Here is a 17,750-nt window from a genome sequence, read left to right as displayed (position 1 = left end):
CCCGCGTTTAGTCCCCGCTGAACTGGGATTGGTGCAGGCGCCAGTACGCACCTTGCTTTTCGACGAGCTCCGCATGCGAACCTTGCTCCACAATCCTGCCGTCTTCCATCACCACGATCACGTCCGCGTCCCGGATGGTGGACAGACGGTGCGCGATGACAAAGGAGGTGCGGTTGGACCGCAGCGCGTTCATGGCCTGCTGCACCATGACCTCGGTGCGGGTGTCCACAGACGAGGTCGCCTCGTCCAGGATCAGCAGCGCGGGCTGCGACAGGAACGCGCGCGCGATGGTGATCAGCTGGCGCTCGCCCGCGGAGACGGACCCGCCGTCCTGGTCGACTTCCGTGTCGTAGCCGTCCGGAAGCGAGCGCACGAAGCGGTCCACGTAGGTGGCCTTCGCCGCCTCAATGACCTCCTCGTCGGTGGCATCGAGCCGGCCGTAGCGGATGTTGTCCATGATCGTGCCCTTGAACAGCACAGCGTCCTGGAGCACCATGCCGATCTGGTTGCGCAGGTCCTCGCGGGAATAGTCCCGGATGTCCACCCCGTCAAGGGTGATCGCGCCCGAATCGACGTCGTAGAAGCGCATGATCAGGTTCACCAGCGTGGTCTTGCCGGCGCCGGTGGGGCCGATAATCGCGGCGGTCTGGCCGGGCTTCACCCGCAGGTTCAGGTCCTGGATCAAAGGCTCGTCGGTGTAGGAGAAGGAGACATCGCGGAACTCCACCAGGCCCTCGGCGCGGCCGTTGATGCGGGCTTGGGAGCTGTCTTCGGGTTCCTCTTCAGCGTCGAGAAGCTCGAAGACGCGCTCCGCGGACGCGACGCCGGACTGCAGCATCTGCATCATGCCGGCGATCTCGCCCAGCGGCTGGTTGAACTGGCGGGAGTACTGGATGAATGCGGTGGCGTCGCCGAGCGTGAGCTTGCCGGAGGCGACCTTCACGCCGCCGAGCACCGCGATGGCCACGTACGACAAATACGAGATGAACTGCATGGTCGGGTGCATCGAGTTGGCCAAAAACTGCGCCTTCTGCGCCGCGCCGGCAAGCTCCTCGTTGCGCTCGTCGAAGGTGCGGCGCAGCTCGTCGGTGCGCCCGAAGATGACCGCCACATCGTGGCCGGAGAAGGATTCCTCCACGTGCCCATTCACATCGCCGGTGGCCTTCCACTGGGTGGTGAACTGCTTCTGGCTGCGCGTGCCCACCAGGCCCATGACCAGGCCGGTCAGCGGGATGGCCAGCAGCGCCACTAGTGCCAGCTGCCAGGAGATGGCGAACATCATCACGAGGATGCCCACCACAGTCAGGATCGCGTTGAACAGCGAGGACAGGGACTGCTGCAGGGCCTGCTGCACGTTGTCCACGTCGTTGGTGGTGCGCGACATCACGTCGCCGCGCTGGCGGGTGTCAAAGTAGCGCAGCGGCAGGTTGTTGAGCTTGGCCTCCACTCGCTCGCGCAGGTTGAACACCGCGCGCATGGTCAGCCGGTTCAAAATCGCGCCTTGGGCCCACATCAGCAACGACGCCGCCACGTACAGCGCCAGCACCAGCGCGATGAGCTGGCCAAGGCGGTCGAAGTCGATGCCGGAGCCGGGGGTGAGCTCCATCGCCGAGGCCATGTCCGCGAACCGGTCCTGGCCCGCGGCGCGCAGCCCCTCGATCGCCTGCTCCTTGGTGGTGCCCGGCGGCATGTGCTTGGACATCACGCCGGAGAAGATCACGTCCATGGCCCGGCCCATCACGCGCGGGGCGTACACCGACAGGAACACGGACACCGCGTTCATGGCGAACACGGCCACCAGCGCAAGCTTGTACGGCGCCAAAAGCCCCAGCAGGCGCTTTGCGGACGGCCAGAACTGCTTGGCCTTGCGCGGCGCCTTGCTGGAGAAGTCGTCGCCGGCCATCTTCTCTTCGTATTCGGCGAGCTGGTCGTCTGTCAGCTCAGTTCCGTGTTGGTTGCTCATGCGTCCACCTCCGCCTGGCTCGCCGCGATCTCCCGGTACGTCTCGCTGGTTTGCAGCAGCTCGTCGTGCGTGCCACGCGCGACGATGCGCCCGGCCTCCATCACCAAAATTTGGTCCGCGTGCTTGATCGAGGACACTTTCTGCGCCACCACAATCACCGTGCGGTCCTGCACGATCTCGCGCATCGCCGCATTCAGGTTCGCTTCGGTGGTCGCGTCCAGCGCGCTGAACGAGTCGTCGAAGACGTACACCTTCGGATCCGCCACGAACATCCGCGCGATGCACAGCCGCTGGCGCTGCCCGCCGGAGACGTTGGTGCCGCCCTGGGCAATCGGCATGTCCAGATCCTCCACGAACCCGGCTTGCGCGACGCGCAGCGCCGCCCACAGCTCATCATCCGTGGCATCCGGGTTGCCGATTCGCAGGTTCGACGCCACCGTGCCGGAAAACAGCCACGGTTTCTGCGGCACCATCGCGACGGCCCCCACCAGGTCTTGGCGCGGGATGTGGGTGACCGGATGGCCGTCGATAAGCACGCGCCCCGAAGTCGGCGAGTACAGCCTGGGCAAAAGCCCAGCGAGCGTGGTCTTGCCGCTGCCCGTCGAGCCGATGATCGCCGTCGTGGTCCCCGGCGCCGCCTCAAACGAGATGTGCTCCAGCACCGGCTTCTCCGCGCCCGGGTAGGTGTAGGAGACATCCTCGAAGCGCACGGAGCCCTTGCCTATCGACGCCCCTCCGGTCACCGGCGCCTTCACCTCATGCCCGAGCACCTCTTCGATGCGGTCGGCGCAGACGATGGCGCGCGGCAGCATCATCAGCATGAACACACCCATCATCACCGCCATGAGAATCTGCATCAGGTATTGCATAAACGCGGTGAGCGAGCCGACCTCCACCAGGCCCTCGTCCACGCGGTGGCCGCCGAACCACAGCACTGCGGCCGTGGCCAGGTTCAAAATCAGCATGATCACCGGGAACATGGTCACGAACACCCGGCCGATGTTCAGGCTCAGCCTGGTGATGTCGTGGTTCGCCTCCGTGAAACGCTCGGCCTCGTGGTCCTCACGGCCGAACGCGCGCACCACGCGGATACCCGCGATCTGCTCGCGCAACAGGCCGTTGATCGCGTCCAGCTTCTTCTGCATGCGCTTGAACAGCGGCATCAGAACCGCGGCGGTGATCCCCACCACGACCGCGAGAATGAGCACCGCGGTGACCACCAGCCACGACATGCCCGCGTCCTGGCGCAGCGCCATGATGATGCCGCCGATAGCCATGATGGGTGCCGCGACCATGAAGTTCATGAACAGCAGGAACGTCATCTGCACCTGCTGGACATCGTTCGTGCCGCGCGTGACCAGTGTGGCGGCGCCGAAATGCGCCATCTCCTCGCTGTCGAAATCGGATACCCGGTCGTACACGGCGGCCCTGATGTCCCGGCCGGTGTTCATGGCCACCTGGGAGGCGAACCACACCGCCGCGATCGCTGCCGCGATCTGCACCAGTGCCACCACCAACATCGTGCGGCCGGTGTGCCAGATGTACGGCAGGTCCGCTTGGGCGACGCCGTTGTTGATGATGTCCGCGTTCAGGTCCGGCAAGTACAGCGTGGCCAGCGTGGTGACCAGCTGCAGCACGATGACCAGTGCGATCTTGCCGCTGTACCGCCTGCCAAAGCGCGCGGTGAGGCGGATGAGATCCATGAGTGCCCCTCTCTTTTTGTCCGGGGCAATCGTAGACCGGTGGGGGAGAAACGACGGGCCGAAGGGAGCGCAGGCGCAGTGCGATCTCCGGCTGCGTCTGCTCCGGACAGCCTAGCCAGGGTAGTGCTCGGGCAGGCCGTCTTTGCCGTACGACAGACGACGGTGCAGCCATTCGAACGGCCCCGGCTTGCCGGCCCACTCGAGCGCCCACGCACCAGCCACCGTAACCAGCCAGACAACCAGCGCCCAACCGAGCTTGCCGGCGATCGTCGCATCGCGAGTCACCCACCAGAACGCGGGCTGGGTTGTCAGGATGAAGAGGATCGTTTGCGCAAGGTAGCCGCTCATGGAACGTTTCCCCAGCGCCACTAGCGGTTGGGCTAGGTGCGGGAGGGAGCCGGAGGCGTTGATACGCGATTGCAACGGCCGGCACGCGAGGGAGATTGCGGCGAGAATGCCGGGGCCGGTGAGCATGCCGACGAGCTCGTTGGTGGCATTGAGCCCTGTAGCCCACCTGGGTTCGAGCGCGCCGATTTCCGCACAGCCCCATGGGATGCCGACGGCCGCGATAACTACGGCTGCAAGAATCGCCCACCCGCGGAGCATCCGGGAGTTGCCGTCGACGTCGCCGAAGATACCGCGGCGGCCCCAGACGAACCCGACCACGACAAGCGGGAAGAAGGCGAGCATCTCGATCACGCCCATTGCCGGGTACACCCAGAAGTTGGTCAGGCCCGCGGCTATGCGGTCGCTGAGGTCGACGATGCGCGCGGGGCTGCCGTCTATTGGTTCCGCTGTCGACGAAAACGCGGCGAATACGCCAGGTGCCCGAAGCACCGCGTTCAGGGCGAACGCAGCACCTGCGAGGGCGTAGAGGGCCTTGTCGCTCCACCCGATGAACAAGCACAGGATGAGTGCCGCGATGCCGTAGGCCGTCATGATGTCGTTGGTGAAAAACAGCGTCTTATGCACCAGACCGAACAGAAACAGGAACCCGTAGCGGCGCGCGAGCACCCCGCGCCGGGCGCGCAGCGGGTAGCCGCGCCGTTCGAGGCTGACAAAGATCATGCCCATGCCAACACCGAGGAGGGTGGCAAACATGGGTAGGCCGCGCACATGCACGAAGAGCGTCTCTAGGAAGACGAGCAGCTTCTCCCACGCGGTGCCGTCGCCGTTGTAGCCGCCGAGGCCCGCCGCGTGGTCGACACCCTCCGCCGGGTCCCAGTCGGTGACTATGTTGGCCATCGCGATGCCGACTAAAGCGAAACCGCGGGCGAGGTCGGGGGCCACGAACCGCCGACGGGCGGCGGTGCGCTCACCGGCATGTCTTGTGCTCTCTTTTAGGGTCATTTCACGGCCCTCCGCTGCACGGCAGCGTACGCGGCGGCGGCAAGGACCGCGACCCAGACCGCAAGAGTGACCACGCCGGCCGTGCCGTTCCCGGCCGCGCCGCCCGGCAGGAGCTTTTCCAGGGCCGCGGCCCACGGCTGGTTGATCGCGCCGAGGGCAGTCTCCACAATGAGCGACTCTACGACCCAGACGAAGAAGGACGCGGTGCCCGAACCGAGCAGTACGGCTGTCAGGGCCGCGAGTAGTGGGTACACGATCCACAGCTCGGCCTGGCTGCGCACCATATCTGCGCTGTCGGCGCCTCCCAAAGCGACGCTGTCGACAAACACGTGCGCGCCGCCGAGCCCGATCGCCGACGCGGCAAACGCCGTCAGTATGCAGGCGAGAGCTGCGATTCCGACGCGACATGCGAGCTCCCAACCGCGGTGGTTCGACGCGAGGTAGGCGTAGCCGATCGTGCCGCGCGAGTGCGCGCTGCCAGCGGGGAAAGCGCCCGCGGCGAACGCCACAGGGAGCATCAAAGCGGCCGGGATGAGCAGCATTGCAGGGTCTGCGGTGCTTGTACCGTTGGGGCCGACGAGCATCGCGACGGCCATGGGCCCGAGAATGAGGGCGGCCGCGACAAACGCGAGCAGGATGCGCGTCGCGGGGCGGGAAAAGATCTCCCGCAGCGTTGCTTTCAGTGTGTGCATGGAAAATCCTCCTACGTCCTATTTCGTCGACTCCAGGAACACTTCTTCGAGGCTGCGGCGGGATTCCTGGAGGGAGTACACCGTCACGCCGGCGCGCTGGGCGGCCTCGCCGACGTCTCGGGCGGTGGCGTCGTCGACGACAACGGAGTCGCCGATGACCTGGCCGCCGACGGCCTCAGCCAGCCGCGCCGGGTCGCTGCACGTCGCCTCAACCCGGTTGGAGCCCAGGAAGTCTTCGAGCGGGCCCTCGCCGGCGAGGCGGCCGCGGTTGATCACCACAAGGCGGTCCGCGGTGAGCTGCATCTCGCTCATCAGGTGCGAAGAGACGACTACCGCACGGCCCTCGGCGGCCATCTCGCGGATGCGCCCCCGCATCCAGGCGACGCCCTGCGGGTCGAGACCGTTGACCGGCTCGTCCAGGATGACGTTGGATGGGTCCGCGATCAGCGCGCTGGCCACGCCGAGGCGCTGGCGCATGCCGAGGGAGTAGTTTTTCACTTGCCGTTTTGCTGCTTCCGCGAGCCCGAACGCCTCAAGCGCCTCGTCGGCGCGGGATTCCGGCACGCCGGCGTAATCGGCGACCATCTTCAGGTGGCCGCGCCCAGTCATGTGCGGGGCGATCCATTCCGGGTTGAGCAGTGCCCCGACGGCGCGTGCGGGCTGGTCGAGGGATCGGAAAGTGGAGCCGTCGATAAGCGCCTCGCCCTCGTCTGGGGTTTCTAGCCCGACGATCATGCGCATGGTCGTGGACTTGCCGGAGCCGTTCGGGCCCAAGAAGCCTGTGACGTCGCCGTCCGGCGCGGTGAACGACAGCGCGTTGACGGCGGTGGAGCTTGAATACCGTTTGGTCAGGTTGTGAACTTCGATCATGGTTCCCACAATCGCGCGTGGCGCAGGCGAAATCGTCCGCCCGCGGGTGTAAATCGGCGCGTACACCCTGGGGTGTAGGCGGCTAGTGGCCCAGCAACTCGCCGGTGCCCACCAAGCCCGCGCGGAACGCGAAGAGGACGGCGTGGACGCGGTCGCGGGACTCGGTCTTGAACAGAATGCGGTGCACGTGTGTCTTCACCGTCGCGGGGGAGAGCGTCTCGGCCTCGGCAATCTCCTCGTTTGAGTAGCCCAGCGCCACCAAGCGCAGGACCTCCACCTCGCGCGGGGTAAGGCGCTCGAGCATTGCCTCGTTGCGTGCCGCCTCCTGATGCTCCGGGGCCTGCGCCGCGCCGATGACGTGGCGGGTCACCTTCGGCGCGAGCACCGCGTCGCCGCCGTCGACGGCGCGGATCGCGCTGAGCAGCTCGTCGGGGTCGGCGTCCTTGAGCAGGAAGCCGGAGGCGCCGGCATCGAGCGCGTCGAGCACCAGCTCCTGGTCGTCGAAAGTGGTGAGCATGATGACCCGGGTGTCGGGGTGCTCCGCAAGCAGCGCACGGGTGGCTTCGATGCCACCGACGCTGGGCATACGGATGTCCATGAGCACCACGTCCGCGGCCTCTCGGCCCGGCACCTCATCGCCGTCGCCGGCCTGCCACGCCACCTCCATGTCGCCCTGCGAGCCAACCAGCATGGAAAACCCAGCGCGCACGAGCGGTTGGTCGTCCACAAGCGCAACCGTGATCATCGAGGTACCTCCGCCGTCAGCACAAACTTGCCACCGTCGCGCTCGAAGCGTACCCGCCCGCTGACCGCGGCCACCCGCTCCTCGATGCCCACCAGCCCGAAGCCCCCCGTCGAGCTTTTGCTTTTTGATGCCGCGTTTTCCGCCTCCACCACAATCGAGTGGGCACCCACCACAAACCGGATCACGCCGGCGGGGGAGGACGCGTGCCGCAGCATGTTGGTCACTGCCTCCTGGCAAACGCGATAGAGCGTGAACTGCGTGAGCGCGGGCAGGTCGGCGGGCAGGTCGTCGAGGCCCTCGACGGTCAGGTCGGTCCCGCGGCGGCGGGCGTCGTCGAAAAGCGCCTCGAAGTCGTGCCGGCTCGGCGCGGTGCCGGCGGGGCGCTCGGTCTCGTCGCTGCGCAGCACGCTGAGCAGCCCGCGTATCTGGCCGAGCGCCGTGCGCGACTCCCGGCTGATGGTCTCCAGCGCCTCCTCCGCTACCTCCGGGTTGGACTTGGCGGCGTAGCGGGCGCCGTCGGCAAGCGCGGTGATGCCCGCGAGCGTGTGCGCGACGATGTCGTGCATCTCCCGGGCGATCTGCGTGCGCTCGCGCACGTGCGCGAACTCCACCTGCTGCTCTAGCTCCGAGATGCGCTCGCGGCGCTGGCGCGCCTGGGTGCCCAGCAGGTAGAAGAAGCCCAGCGCCAGCCAGCACAGCACGGTCGCGCCGACCCCGGCCTCCACCGCCTCGGTGGTGGTCATGCCGCTGGGCCACTCGGCGTCGAAGAACAGGTGGTGGGCGTAGAGGCCGGCGGTGGAGACCCCCAGCACCCACGCCACGAGCCAGGGCCGCTGCCTGCGCGGGGCGGACAGGCCCAGCAGGTAGGAGGCGAACGCCAGCGGCGGGGCCCAGTAGAGGAAGACGCTGAGGCTCTGCAGCGCCAGGGCAAGGGTGGCGCACGCGGCGATGCCGGGGACCCACAGCGCGGCGCAGGAGGCGGTCGCGCCCGCCAGGATGGCGGCCCCGGCCAGCTTTGCCGCCGCGCCGACCGGCGACTGCACTGTCACCCAGTCGACGATGAAGAGCGCGCCGAGCAGGATCGAGGCCACCGCCGCGCCGGTGCGGGCGCGCCCGGTCAGCTGGCCGCTCACGCGTCCGCCCCGTGCTCCGCGAAGAACGTCGTCATGGAGTCGAGCAGGTGCTGGTTCCACACTCCGTGGGCGCTCAGCGCGGAGGCGTGGTCGGCGTGCGGGCGTACCTGCTCGGTGAGCTCGACGCCGCTCGCCGCCGCGGCGGCGTGGAAACCCTCGTAGCTGCCGGGCGGGACGAGGCGGTCGTCCGCGCTGCGCACGATCATCGTCGGCTGCGAGCGGTCCGTGACGTGGTTCGCCGAGGTCACCGCGTCGGCGCGCGCCGGGTATTCGCCCGGGGTGCCGCCCAGGTACTTTTCCACCGTCTCGCGCGCGCCGCGGCCGGCGTACGGGTCGTCGCCGCCCCACACGGCCCGGGCGTCGAGAGCGGGGGAGTCGGCATAGACGGCGCGGGGGACGGCGGCGCGGCCGCCGCAGTCGGAGGTAAGCGTGCCGGCGGCGGCATCGTAGGAGGCGTCGAGAAGCAACTGCCCTCCGGCGGACTCGCCGTAGGTGAAGAACCTCGCCGGGTCCCCACCGTAGTCGGCGGCGTGCGCGCCCACCCACGTAAATGCGCAGCCAACCTCGCCGGCGGCGACGTCCCAGGTGGGCTGCTCACGGCTAGACAACGTGTAATCCATCGACACCACAACGTAGCCGCGGTCAGCCATCTGCCGCATGTTGTAGGCCTGGGAACGCTTATTGAGCTGGTCCCAGCCGCCGCCGTGCGTGTAGAGGAGGACGGGGCGCGGGCCGCCCTCCCGCGGGAGGTAGACGTCCATGTCCAGCTCGTCGGTCCCGAAGAGGTCGAACGGGACGGTCGCGTCGGGCCCCTGGGCGGTCTTGTCCAACCCCGCCCAGCTCAGCGCGGCCCACGCGTCGGCATCGGTGCCAAGCGCGCGGGCGGCGTGCAGCTGGCCGCCGAAAAGCGCCGCGGCGGCCGCGGTGGCCACCACCCCGAGGGCCGCCGGCAGAAGGTTCGCCCGCGAGGCGCGGGCGAGTGCGGCAGACGCCGCCGCCACGCCCAGCGAAATGAGCAGGAGCGGGCCCGCGTACTGCGGGCTGACCAGCGATGCCGCGCCCCAGTACGCGACGTGCGGGGTGAACGGCGCGAGCGCCAGCCAGGCAGCCAGCGCCGCGATCATCGCGAGCGGGGCGGCGAGGATGCGTGCGGGCCACTGCATGCTGTTGTTGCACTTGCTACTACTGCGCGCGGGAGTGGCCGAGCATGTCCTCCCACTCCACGATCTTCTTGCGCTCGCGCGGGAAGGTGGCGTCGGCGGCGCCGAGTGCGCGCTCGGCCTCGTCGAGCTTGTACCAGCCTTCCCAGGTGGCGTAGTCCACGCCGCGCTCGCGCAGCAGGTCGAAGATGTCGTCGGCGCCGGTGTGCGTCGGCGCGGCGAGCTTGCCGGCGTCCGCGTCGGCGATGAGCATGTCGGTGGTTTCCTTGGCGTCGGACTTGGTGTTGCCGATCAGGCCGACGGGTCCACGCTTGATCCAGCCGGTGACGTAGAGCTTGTCCTCCGGTGCGGCGCCTTCCTCGGCGGTGACCAGGACGTGGCCGCCGTCGTTGGGGATGACGTGGCGCTCCAGGTCGAACGGCACGCCCTCGACCGGCTCGGAGCGGTAGCCCACCGCGTGGTAGACCTGCTGGACCGGCCAGTCGGTGAACTTGCCGGTGCCGCGGATGCCGCCGTTGCCGTCGAGTTCCTGGCGCTCGGTGCGGATACCGGTCACGGCGCCGGAGTCGTCGGTGAGCACCTCCACCGGCTCCTCGAAGAAGTGGATGTGGATCTTGTGCGGCGCGTCGTCCGGCTCGCGCATGGCGTACTGCTCCAGCACCTGGCAGTTCAGGTCGACGGACTTGTCGGAGCGGCGGACCTGCTCGGACAGCTCGTCGTAGTCGATGTCCTCCGGGTCCACGAGCACCTGAATGGTGTCGGACTCGTCGAGCTCGCGCAGCTCCTTCGGCGTGAACTTCGCCTGGGCGGGGCCGCGGCGGCCGAACATGTGCACAGTCTCGGCCTTGTTGTTCTTCAGGGACTCGTAGACGTTGTCCGGGATTTCGGTGACCGTGAGCTCGTCGCCGGTCTTGGCCAGGATGCGGGAGATATCGAGTGCTACGTTGCCCACGCCGACGACGGCGACTTCCTTGGCCTCGAGGTTCCAGTTGCGCTCGAAGCGCGGGTTGCCGTCGTAGAAGCCGACGAACTCGCCGGCGCCGATGGACTTGTCGCCGCCCGGGATGAGCAGCTCGCGGTCGCGCACGGCGCCGGTGGAGATAACGACGGCGTCGTAGTAGTCGCGCAGGTCGTCGACAGTGATGTCGCGGCCGACGGTGACGTTGGCGATCAGGCGCAGCTTGTCCTTGTCCAGCACGTTGTGCAGGGACTTCACAATGCCCTTAATTCGCGGGTGGTCGGGTGCCACGCCGTAACGGATCAGGCCGAAGGGGGCGGGCATCTGCTCGAAGAGGTCGACGTGGACGTCGTGCTCTTCGTTGCGGATTAGCAGGTCGGAGGCGTAAATGCCGGCTGGTCCGGCTCCAACTACGGCGACGCGCAGGCTCATAAGTTTGTTGTCCTTTCGCAAAAGGGTGTGTTGATGTTGGACACTATAGCGTATAGACCGAGTGGTCTTAAACCTGCAAATAATTTCATCCAACATAACCGCAGTAGCTTTACATTCACCGCCTTAACCGGCACTTTCGCCAGTCCGGTTGTTTTAGACCAAGTAGTCCGGCACTATTGGCCAGCAATAGCTCCGGGCCGCCCGGATGTGTACAGAGTTGTCTAGTTAGGGAGAGCAGATGAGCGCACCCACGAAGCCCAGGTCCAAAAAACCGGAGGGGCAGTGGCTTATCGACGGCTCCACGCCGCTGAACCACGACGAGGAGATCAAACAGGAATCCCCGGTCCTGGACGTCAAGCAGCGCGTGATCGACGTCTACTCCAAGGGCGGCTTCGACTCCATAGACCGCGAGGACCTCTACCCGCGCTTTAAGTGGCTCGGCCTATACACCCAGCGCAAGCAGAACCTGGGCGGGGAGTTCACCGGCGAGGACAACAGCGTGCTCGAAGACAAGTACTTCATGATGCGCATCCGCTTCGACGGCGGCATCTGCTCCACCGCGCAGGCCCGCGCCGTCGGCGAGCTCTCCCGCGACTACGCGCGCTCCACCGTGGATCTGACGGACCGCCAGAACATCCAGTTCCACTGGGTGCGCATCGAGGACGTCCCCGCGATCTGGGACAAGCTCGAAGACAACGGACTGAACACTTGGGACGCCTGCGGCGACGTGCCGCGCGTGATCCTGGGCTCCCCGGTCGCCGGCATCGCGAAGGACGAGATCATCGACGCCACCCCGGCGATCCGCGAGATCCAGAAGATCGTCACCAACGACGAGTTCCAGAACCTGCCGCGCAAGTTCAAGACCGCCATCTCCGGCAACGCCCGCCAGGACGTCGTCCACGAGATCAACGACCTCGCCTTCATCGGCGTCGAGCACCCCGAGCTCGGCCCCGGCTTCGAGTGCTACGTCGGCGGCGGCCTGTCCACCAACCCGATGCTCGCGCAGTCCCTCGGCGCATTCGTCACCCTCGAGCAGGTGCCGGAGGTGTGGGCGAACGTGGTGCGCATCTTCCGCGACTACGGCTACCGCCGCCTGCGCAACCGCGCGCGCCTGAAGTTCCTGGTCAAGGAGTGGGGTGTGGAGAAGTTCCGCCAGATCCTCGAAGAGGACTACTTGGGCTATGCGCTTGCGGACGGACCAAAGGCCCCCAACAACCTGGTCGACCGCGACCACATCGGCGTGCACGAGCAGAAGGACGGCAACGTCTACATCGGTGTCAAGCCGACGCTGGGGCACATGTCCGGCGAGCAGCTCATCGCGCTGGCCGACCTCGCAGAACGCTACGGCGTGACCGATCTGCGCTTCACTCCGTTCAAGGAGGTGCTGCTGCTCGGGGTCGCACCGGAGGACGTCGAGAAGCTGCAGGCTGATTTGGAGGAGATGGGCCTGTACTCCAAGCCCTCCGAGTTCCGCCGCGGCCTGCTCAGCTGCACCGGCCTGGAGTACTGCAAGCTCGCGCACGTGACCACCAAGTCCCGCGCGATCGAGCTGGCGGATGAGCTGGAGGAGCGCTTCGGCGACCTGGATTCCCCGATCACCATTTCGCTCAACGGCTGCCCGAACGCGTGCGCGCGCCACCAGGTTTCCGACATCGGCTTGAAGGGCCAGATGGTGGCGAACGATGCCGGCGAGAAGGTCGAGGGCTTCCAGGTGCACCTCGGCGGCACCATCGGCGAGGGCGCGAACTTCGGCCGCAAGGTGCGCGGCCACAAGGTGCTGTCCACCGAGCTGACGGATTACGTCACGCGCGTGGTGCAGCATTACGTGGATAAGCGCGAGGACGGCGAGACATTCCGTCAATGGGTCGCCCGCGCGGACGAGGACGACCTGCGATGAGCTTTCGCCGGGCCCCGAATCCGAACCGCAATTTCCCCTCGTTTTGTCCCTATTGTGGCGGGGAGGACCTCTGGCCCAACGAGGAGACGGACTTTGCCTGGAAGTGCGGGGAGTGCCTGCGTGTTTTCGAGGTGAAGTACCACGGCCAGGACGATCCGGACACCCCGCACGCGCCCGCGCCGTCGACGGAGGAGGCGCTGCAGGCCTCCCTGGCGCGGCACGGGCATACCGCAGTAGTGAAGGAAGAGAAGCGATGACCAACCTGCTCAACCAGCCGGGAGGAAACTTCCGCGACCCCGAGATCAGCCCGGCAGGGCCGAGGGAGACGGCGGCGTTGCCGGAGGACGTCGCGAAGCAAAACGCCCAGTTAGTCGAGGAGTGGGCACCCAAGCTTTACGACGCATCCGCCGCCGACATCTTGAGCTGGGCCCACGAGCATGCCCCCGGCAAGCTGGTGGTGACCCTGTCCATGGAAAACACCGTGCTGGCGGAGCTGGCCGAGCGCCACCTGCCCGACGCCGACTTCCTGTTCCTGGACACCGAGTACCACTTCCCGGAGACGTTGGAGGTGGCCGACGCCGTGGAGGCGCGCTACCCGACGCACACGCTGGTGCGCGCGAAAGCCCAGCTCACCCGCCCGGAGCAGGACGAGGTGTACGGCCCGAACCTGTACCTGCGCAATCCCGGCGCGTGCTGCCGGATGCGCAAGGTGGAGCCGCTGGCGGTGCACATGAGCCCGTACGCCGGATGGATCACCGGCCTGCGCCGCGCCGACGGCCCCACCCGCGCTGAGGCACCCGCGCTGAGCCTGGATGGAACCGGCCGGCTGAAGATCTCCCCGCTGGTGACCTGGTCGCTGGAGGACACTGAGGCCTTCGAGGAGGACAACGACCTGATCATCCACCCGCTGACCCGCCAGGGCTACCCCTCCATCGGCTGCGCCACCTGCACCATGCCGGTGGCCGAGGGGGAGGACCCGCGCGCCGGGCGCTGGGCGTTCGCATCCAAGACTGAGTGCGGCCTGCACGAATAAAAGGAGTGTTAGAGAAGATGACGCAAGCAACGACAACTGAGCTGTCGCCGCACCTGAAGGACTTGGAAAACGAGTCCATCCACATCATCCGCGAGGTGGCTGGGCAGTTCGACAAGATCGGCCTGCTGTTTTCCGGCGGCAAGGACTCGTGCGTGGTGCTCGAGCTGGCGCGCCGGGCGTTCGCGCCGGCGGCGATGCCGATTGAGCTGCTGCACGTGGACACGGGGCATAACTTCCCGGAGGTGATCCAGTTCCGCGACGAGCTCGTGGAGAAGCACGGGCTGCGCCTGCGCGTGGCCGAGGTGCAGGACTGGATTGACCGCGGCGACCTGCAGGAACGTCCCGACGGCACCCGCAACCCGCTGCAGACCGTGCCGCTGGTGGAGACCATCGCGGAGGTCGGCTACAACGCCGTGTTGGGCGGCGCGCGCCGCGACGAGGAGCGCGCCCGCGCCAAGGAGCGCGTGTTCTCCGTGCGCGACTCCTTCGGCGGCTGGGACCCGCGCCGCCAGCGACCCGAGCTGTGGGACCTGTACAACGGCGCGACGCTGCCGGGCGAGAACGTGCGCGTGTTCCCCATCTCCAACTGGACTGAGGCGGACGTGTGGGAGTACATCGGCGCGCGCGGGATTGCCCTGCCGTCGATTTACTTCGCGCACGACCGCGAGGTGTTCGGCCGCGACGGCATGTGGCTGACCCCGGGCGAGTGGGGCGGCCCGCGCGAGGGCGAGGAGCTTCAGACCCGCCGCGTGCGCTACCGCACTGTGGGCGACATGTCCTGCACGGGCGCGGTTGATTCGGACGCGTCCACGATCGACGAGGTGCTCGTCGAGATTGCCAACTCCACCCTGACCGAGCGCGGCGCGACGCGCGCCGACGACCGTCTGAGCGAATCCGCCATGGAAGACCGCAAGAAGGAAGGCTACTTCTGATGACTACGACTACCGCTCCAGCCGCCTCCGCCGCAGCCGCTTTGGCGGACCGCGAAACGCTGCGCCTGTGCACCGCCGGCTCCGTCGACGACGGCAAGTCCACCTTCGTCGGCCGCCTCCTGCACGACACGAAGTCCGTCCTCGCCGACCAGCTCGCCTCCGTGAAGCGCACCTCCGCGGACCGCGGCTTCGAGGGCCTCGACCTTTCCTTGCTTGTCGACGGGCTTCGCGCCGAACGCGAACAGGGCATCACCATCGACGTGGCCTACCGCTACTTCGCTACCGACAAGCGCACCTTCATCCTCGCCGACACACCGGGCCACGTGCAGTACACGCGCAACACCGTGACCGGCATGTCCACCTCCCAGGTGGTCGTGCTGCTGGTGGACGCCCGCAACGGCGTGGTGGAGCAGACCATCCGCCACCTCACCGTGGCCAAGCTTTTGGGCGTGCGCACCGTGATCCTGGCGGTGAACAAGATCGACCTGGTCGGCTACTCCGAGGAGACCTTCAACGAGATTAAGGTGGCATTCGACGCCAAGGCCGCCGAGCTGGGCATCGAGGACCCGCACGTGGTGCCGATCTCCGCGCTCAAGGGCGACAACGTGGCTGAACTGTCCGCGGAGACCCCCTGGTATACCGGCCCGACCGTGCTGGAGCTGCTGGAGACCATCCCGGTCAACCACGGCCGCGCCGATGACCTGGACTTCCGCTTCAACATCCAGTACGTGCTTCGCGAGCACGCCACCGACTACCGCGCCTACGCCGGCCGCGTCAACGCCGGTTCCGTCTCCGTCGGTGACGAGATCCTTGCCCCCTACGGCCGGAAAACCACCGTGGCCGGCATCGACTCCACCGACGGCCCAGTGGACACCGCCCACGCCGGCGACTCCGTCGCCCTGCGCCTCGCCGACGAGATCGACCTGACCCGCGGCGACCTTCTGGCCTCGCAATCTCGGCCGGAGGACGTGCGCGAGTTCGCTGCCACCGTGGTGGGGCTGACCGAGAAGGAGCTGCGCGCCGGGCAGGCCGTGAAGCTGCGCATCGGCACCGCGTTCGTGCGCGCCCGGGTGGCCAGCGTGGACCGCGTCCTCGACATTGACGGCGCCGCCGGCGACAACACCTCGCCCGAGGCTGTCGCACTCAACGAGATCGCGCACGTGACCATCCAGACCGCCGACGAGCTGCCGGTCGAGCCCTACGCCGCCCGCGGCGCGGTGGGCAACTTCCTGCTCGTGGACCAGTCTTCCGGCAACACGCTGGCCGCGGGTCTCGTCGGAAAGCGCCTGCGCTAGGAGCACCCGCCATGACCGCGCTGATCACCCTCTCCCACGGCTCGCGCCACCCGCGCGCCAAGGAGGGCATCCGCGCGCTCACCGAAGCGGCGGCCGAAACGCTCGGGGTGGAGTGGGCGGACGCGCACCTCGAGTTCGACCGCCCCACCCTCGCCGAAGCAGCCGCCGCGCTGGACAGCCCGCGCGCCATCGTCGTGCCGCTGCTGTTCACCCGCGCGTTCCACGCGAAGGTGGACGTGCCGGCCCACCTCGCCGAGGCGCGGGCCCACTGCGACCTCACCCTCGCCGAGCCGCTGGGCACCGGCCCCGACATCGCCGAGGTCCTGCACAAGCGTTTGCTTATCGACGCCCCTTCGGCGCCCCACGCCACCCTCTTCCCCGTCGGCACATCAGATACCGAACAGGCGGCGAACTACACACGTCTGGCATCTGACCTGGCACGTTTGGCCGGGATCGAGGTGTCGGTGGTGCAGGCGACTGGGGGCGACCGGAGGTTCGTCGATAGGCACACGCACGTGCTGCCGCTGTTTGTCACCCACGGAACACTCCTGGACCGGATCCCGCTGCACCTGTCAGCTTCTGGGCCGTTAACCACAGACCTCGCGGACGTCGTTGCCAACCGATACCGCGCCGCCGAAAAGGACGCCTGAAATGTACAAGATTGAGACGCTGCTGCTCATCGCCGTGGCCGGCCTGGCCGCCCAACTTGTCGACGGCGGCCTCGGCATGGGCTTCGGCGCCACCTCGTCGACCATGCTCATCGCGCTGGCCGGGCTCACGCCCGCCGCCGCGTCCGCCGTCGTGCACACCGCCGAGCTGGGCACCACGCTGGCCTCCGGCGTCGCGCACACCCGCTTCGGCAACGTGGACTGGCGCACGGCGTTCGCCATCGGCATCCCCGGCGCAATCGGCGCTTTCCTCGGCGCGACGGTGCTGGTGCGCCTGTCCACCGAAGCGGCGCGGCCGGTGATGTCGCTGATCCTCGCGCTGATCGGGCTGAACCTGATGCTGCGCTTCGCGCGCGGGCTGACGCAGCGCAAGCTGGCTGAAAAGCCGCACTCGCGCGGATTCCTGGCCGGGCTGGGCCTGTTCGGCGGCTTCGTGGACGCCACCGGGGGCGGTGGCTGGGGGCCCGTAACCACCTCAACGTTGCTGTCCGCCGGGCGCTCGGAGCCGCGCCGCATCGTCGGCACCGTCAACACGGCCGAGTTCCTGGTCACCATGGCCGCCACCCTCGGCTTCGCGGTAGGCATGTGGAACGACCTGATGGCCAACCTCGCCGGGGTGCTCGCGCTGTTGGCAGGCGGAGTCATCGCCGCGCCGATCGGCGCGTGGGTGGTCACCCGCATGAACCCCATCGCCCTCGGCGGGGTGGTGGGCACCCTGATTGTGTTCTTGAACCTGCCGGTGGTGCTGAAGTTCCTCGGCGTGGACTCCGGACTGTGGGCCGTGCGCGTTGCCGTCCTGATCGTGGGCGCGGCGCTATCCGTGCGAGGCGTGCTCAAGGCCCGGGAGAACTCGAGGGCCGCCGGGGAGCGCGAGGGCGCGACAGTGGTCGACCCGGAGCCAGCGCGCCTACGATAAGCA

At 67.7% G+C, this 17,750-nt stretch carries 16 protein-coding genes; 7 read left to right on the top strand and 9 right to left on the bottom strand.

The window, feature by feature from the left end:
• Window positions 1–7 precede the first annotated feature (7 nt).
• From H0193_RS07130 to H0193_RS07090, 9 genes are all read right to left on the bottom strand, one after another.
• Window positions 8–1,963, bottom strand: a complete 1,956-nt coding sequence (locus H0193_RS07130; RefSeq protein ID WP_181889188.1) for an ABC transporter ATP-binding protein — start codon at window positions 1,961–1,963, stop codon at window positions 8–10.
• On the bottom strand, window positions 1,960–3,666 hold the full coding sequence (locus H0193_RS07125) for an ABC transporter ATP-binding protein (protein WP_181889187.1): 1,707 nt from the start codon (window positions 3,664–3,666) through the stop codon (window positions 1,960–1,962). Before H0193_RS07125 ends, H0193_RS07130 begins: the two co-directional genes overlap by 4 nt.
• Before the next feature lie 111 nt (window positions 3,667–3,777).
• Entirely contained in the window at window positions 3,778–5,016 is a 1,239-nt protein-coding gene (locus tag H0193_RS07120; protein WP_181889186.1) for a DUF418 domain-containing protein, read from the bottom strand.
• Window positions 5,013–5,708 carry a hypothetical protein gene (locus tag H0193_RS07115; protein ID WP_181889185.1) on the bottom strand — a complete coding sequence of 232 codons (696 nt, stop codon included), beginning with the start codon at window positions 5,706–5,708 and terminating at the stop codon, window positions 5,013–5,015. The genes H0193_RS07120 and H0193_RS07115 overlap by 4 nt, the downstream gene beginning before the upstream one ends.
• An 18-nt stretch (window positions 5,709–5,726) precedes the next feature.
• Complete coding sequence (locus H0193_RS07110) at window positions 5,727–6,578, bottom strand: ATP-binding cassette domain-containing protein (RefSeq protein ID WP_181889184.1); 852 nt, start codon at window positions 6,576–6,578, stop codon at window positions 5,727–5,729.
• A gap of 82 nt (window positions 6,579–6,660) precedes the next feature.
• Window positions 6,661–7,323 carry a response regulator transcription factor gene (locus H0193_RS07105; protein WP_181889183.1) on the bottom strand — a complete coding sequence of 221 codons (663 nt, stop codon included), beginning with the start codon at window positions 7,321–7,323 and terminating at the stop codon, window positions 6,661–6,663.
• A complete protein-coding gene (locus H0193_RS12350) occupies window positions 7,320–8,456 on the bottom strand; it encodes a histidine kinase (RefSeq protein WP_051952337.1) in 1,137 nt (378 codons plus the stop codon). Before H0193_RS12350 ends, H0193_RS07105 begins: the two co-directional genes overlap by 4 nt.
• Window positions 8,453–9,619 (bottom strand): alpha/beta hydrolase, encoded by a 1,167-nt coding sequence (locus H0193_RS07095; RefSeq protein ID WP_038613168.1) that lies wholly within the window; start codon window positions 9,617–9,619, stop codon window positions 8,453–8,455. The genes H0193_RS12350 and H0193_RS07095 overlap by 4 nt, the downstream gene beginning before the upstream one ends.
• Before the next feature lie 19 nt (window positions 9,620–9,638).
• The gene (locus tag H0193_RS07090; RefSeq protein WP_181889182.1) at window positions 9,639–11,006 is read right to left on the bottom strand and encodes an FAD-dependent oxidoreductase; all 1,368 of its coding nucleotides are present in this window, start codon (window positions 11,004–11,006) and stop codon (window positions 9,639–9,641) included.
• 238 nt (window positions 11,007–11,244) lie between these two features.
• Between H0193_RS07090 and H0193_RS07085 the strand changes: the two genes are divergently transcribed.
• Genes H0193_RS07085 through H0193_RS07055 form a run of 7 tightly spaced genes read left to right on the top strand, consistent with a single transcriptional unit; the run spans window position 11,245 to window position 17,747 of the window.
• A complete protein-coding gene (locus tag H0193_RS07085; RefSeq protein ID WP_181889181.1) occupies window positions 11,245–12,903 on the top strand; it encodes a nitrite/sulfite reductase in 1,659 nt (552 codons plus the stop codon).
• Window positions 12,900–13,160: a hypothetical protein gene (locus H0193_RS07080; protein ID WP_035000191.1), complete on the top strand. Its 261-nt coding sequence runs from the start codon at window positions 12,900–12,902 to the stop codon at window positions 13,158–13,160. The genes H0193_RS07085 and H0193_RS07080 overlap by 4 nt, the downstream gene beginning before the upstream one ends.
• Window positions 13,157–13,936 carry a phosphoadenylyl-sulfate reductase gene (locus tag H0193_RS07075; RefSeq protein ID WP_181889180.1) on the top strand — a complete coding sequence of 260 codons (780 nt, stop codon included), beginning with the start codon at window positions 13,157–13,159 and terminating at the stop codon, window positions 13,934–13,936. The genes H0193_RS07080 and H0193_RS07075 overlap by 4 nt, the downstream gene beginning before the upstream one ends.
• Before the next feature lie 17 nt (window positions 13,937–13,953).
• The gene (gene cysD / locus H0193_RS07070) at window positions 13,954–14,868 is read left to right on the top strand and encodes a sulfate adenylyltransferase subunit CysD (protein WP_181889179.1); all 915 of its coding nucleotides are present in this window, start codon (window positions 13,954–13,956) and stop codon (window positions 14,866–14,868) included.
• Window positions 14,868–16,163, top strand: a complete 1,296-nt coding sequence (locus tag H0193_RS07065; protein ID WP_181889178.1) for a sulfate adenylyltransferase subunit 1 — start codon at window positions 14,868–14,870, stop codon at window positions 16,161–16,163. Before cysD ends, H0193_RS07065 begins: the two co-directional genes overlap by 1 nt.
• A gap of 11 nt (window positions 16,164–16,174) precedes the next feature.
• Window positions 16,175–16,813 carry a sirohydrochlorin chelatase gene (locus tag H0193_RS07060; RefSeq protein WP_181889177.1) on the top strand — a complete coding sequence of 213 codons (639 nt, stop codon included), beginning with the start codon at window positions 16,175–16,177 and terminating at the stop codon, window positions 16,811–16,813.
• A gap of 10 nt (window positions 16,814–16,823) precedes the next feature.
• Window positions 16,824–17,747 carry a TSUP family transporter gene (locus H0193_RS07055; RefSeq protein ID WP_181889650.1) on the top strand — a complete coding sequence of 308 codons (924 nt, stop codon included), beginning with the start codon at window positions 16,824–16,826 and terminating at the stop codon, window positions 17,745–17,747.
• Window positions 17,748–17,750: the final 3 nt, after the last annotated feature.

The organism is Corynebacterium haematomassiliense (genome assembly GCF_013978595.1).
GTDB lineage: Bacteria > Actinomycetota > Actinomycetes > Mycobacteriales > Mycobacteriaceae > Corynebacterium > Corynebacterium lehmanniae.
This window is presented reverse-complemented; position numbering and strand designations above follow the sequence as displayed.

Excerpts from the sequence above, each read along its gene's own strand:
- H0193_RS07130 (WP_181889188.1), bottom strand. The coding sequence starts at position 1,963 with ATGAGCAACCAACACGGAACTGAGCTGACAGACGACCAGCTCGCCGAA.
- H0193_RS07125 (WP_181889187.1), bottom strand. The coding sequence starts at position 3,666 with ATGGATCTCATCCGCCTCACCGCGCGCTTTGGCAGGCGGTACAGCGGC.
- H0193_RS07120 (WP_181889186.1), bottom strand. The coding sequence starts at position 5,016 with ATGACCCTAAAAGAGAGCACAAGACATGCCGGTGAGCGCACCGCCGCC.
- H0193_RS07115 (WP_181889185.1), bottom strand. The coding sequence starts at position 5,708 with ATGCACACACTGAAAGCAACGCTGCGGGAGATCTTTTCCCGCCCCGCG.
- H0193_RS07110 (WP_181889184.1), bottom strand. The coding sequence starts at position 6,578 with ATGATCGAAGTTCACAACCTGACCAAACGGTATTCAAGCTCCACCGCC.
- H0193_RS07105 (WP_181889183.1), bottom strand. The coding sequence starts at position 7,323 with ATGATCACGGTTGCGCTTGTGGACGACCAACCGCTCGTGCGCGCTGGG.
- H0193_RS07095 (WP_038613168.1), bottom strand. The coding sequence starts at position 9,619 with ATGCAGTGGCCCGCACGCATCCTCGCCGCCCCGCTCGCGATGATCGCG.
- H0193_RS07090 (WP_181889182.1), bottom strand. The coding sequence starts at position 11,006 with ATGAGCCTGCGCGTCGCCGTAGTTGGAGCCGGACCAGCCGGCATTTAC.
- H0193_RS07085 (WP_181889181.1), top strand. The coding sequence starts at position 11,245 with ATGAGCGCACCCACGAAGCCCAGGTCCAAAAAACCGGAGGGGCAGTGG.
- H0193_RS07080 (WP_035000191.1), top strand. The coding sequence starts at position 12,900 with ATGAGCTTTCGCCGGGCCCCGAATCCGAACCGCAATTTCCCCTCGTTT.
- H0193_RS07075 (WP_181889180.1), top strand. The coding sequence starts at position 13,157 with ATGACCAACCTGCTCAACCAGCCGGGAGGAAACTTCCGCGACCCCGAG.
- cysD (WP_181889179.1), top strand. The coding sequence starts at position 13,954 with ATGACGCAAGCAACGACAACTGAGCTGTCGCCGCACCTGAAGGACTTG.
- H0193_RS07065 (WP_181889178.1), top strand. The coding sequence starts at position 14,868 with ATGACTACGACTACCGCTCCAGCCGCCTCCGCCGCAGCCGCTTTGGCG.
- H0193_RS07060 (WP_181889177.1), top strand. The coding sequence starts at position 16,175 with ATGACCGCGCTGATCACCCTCTCCCACGGCTCGCGCCACCCGCGCGCC.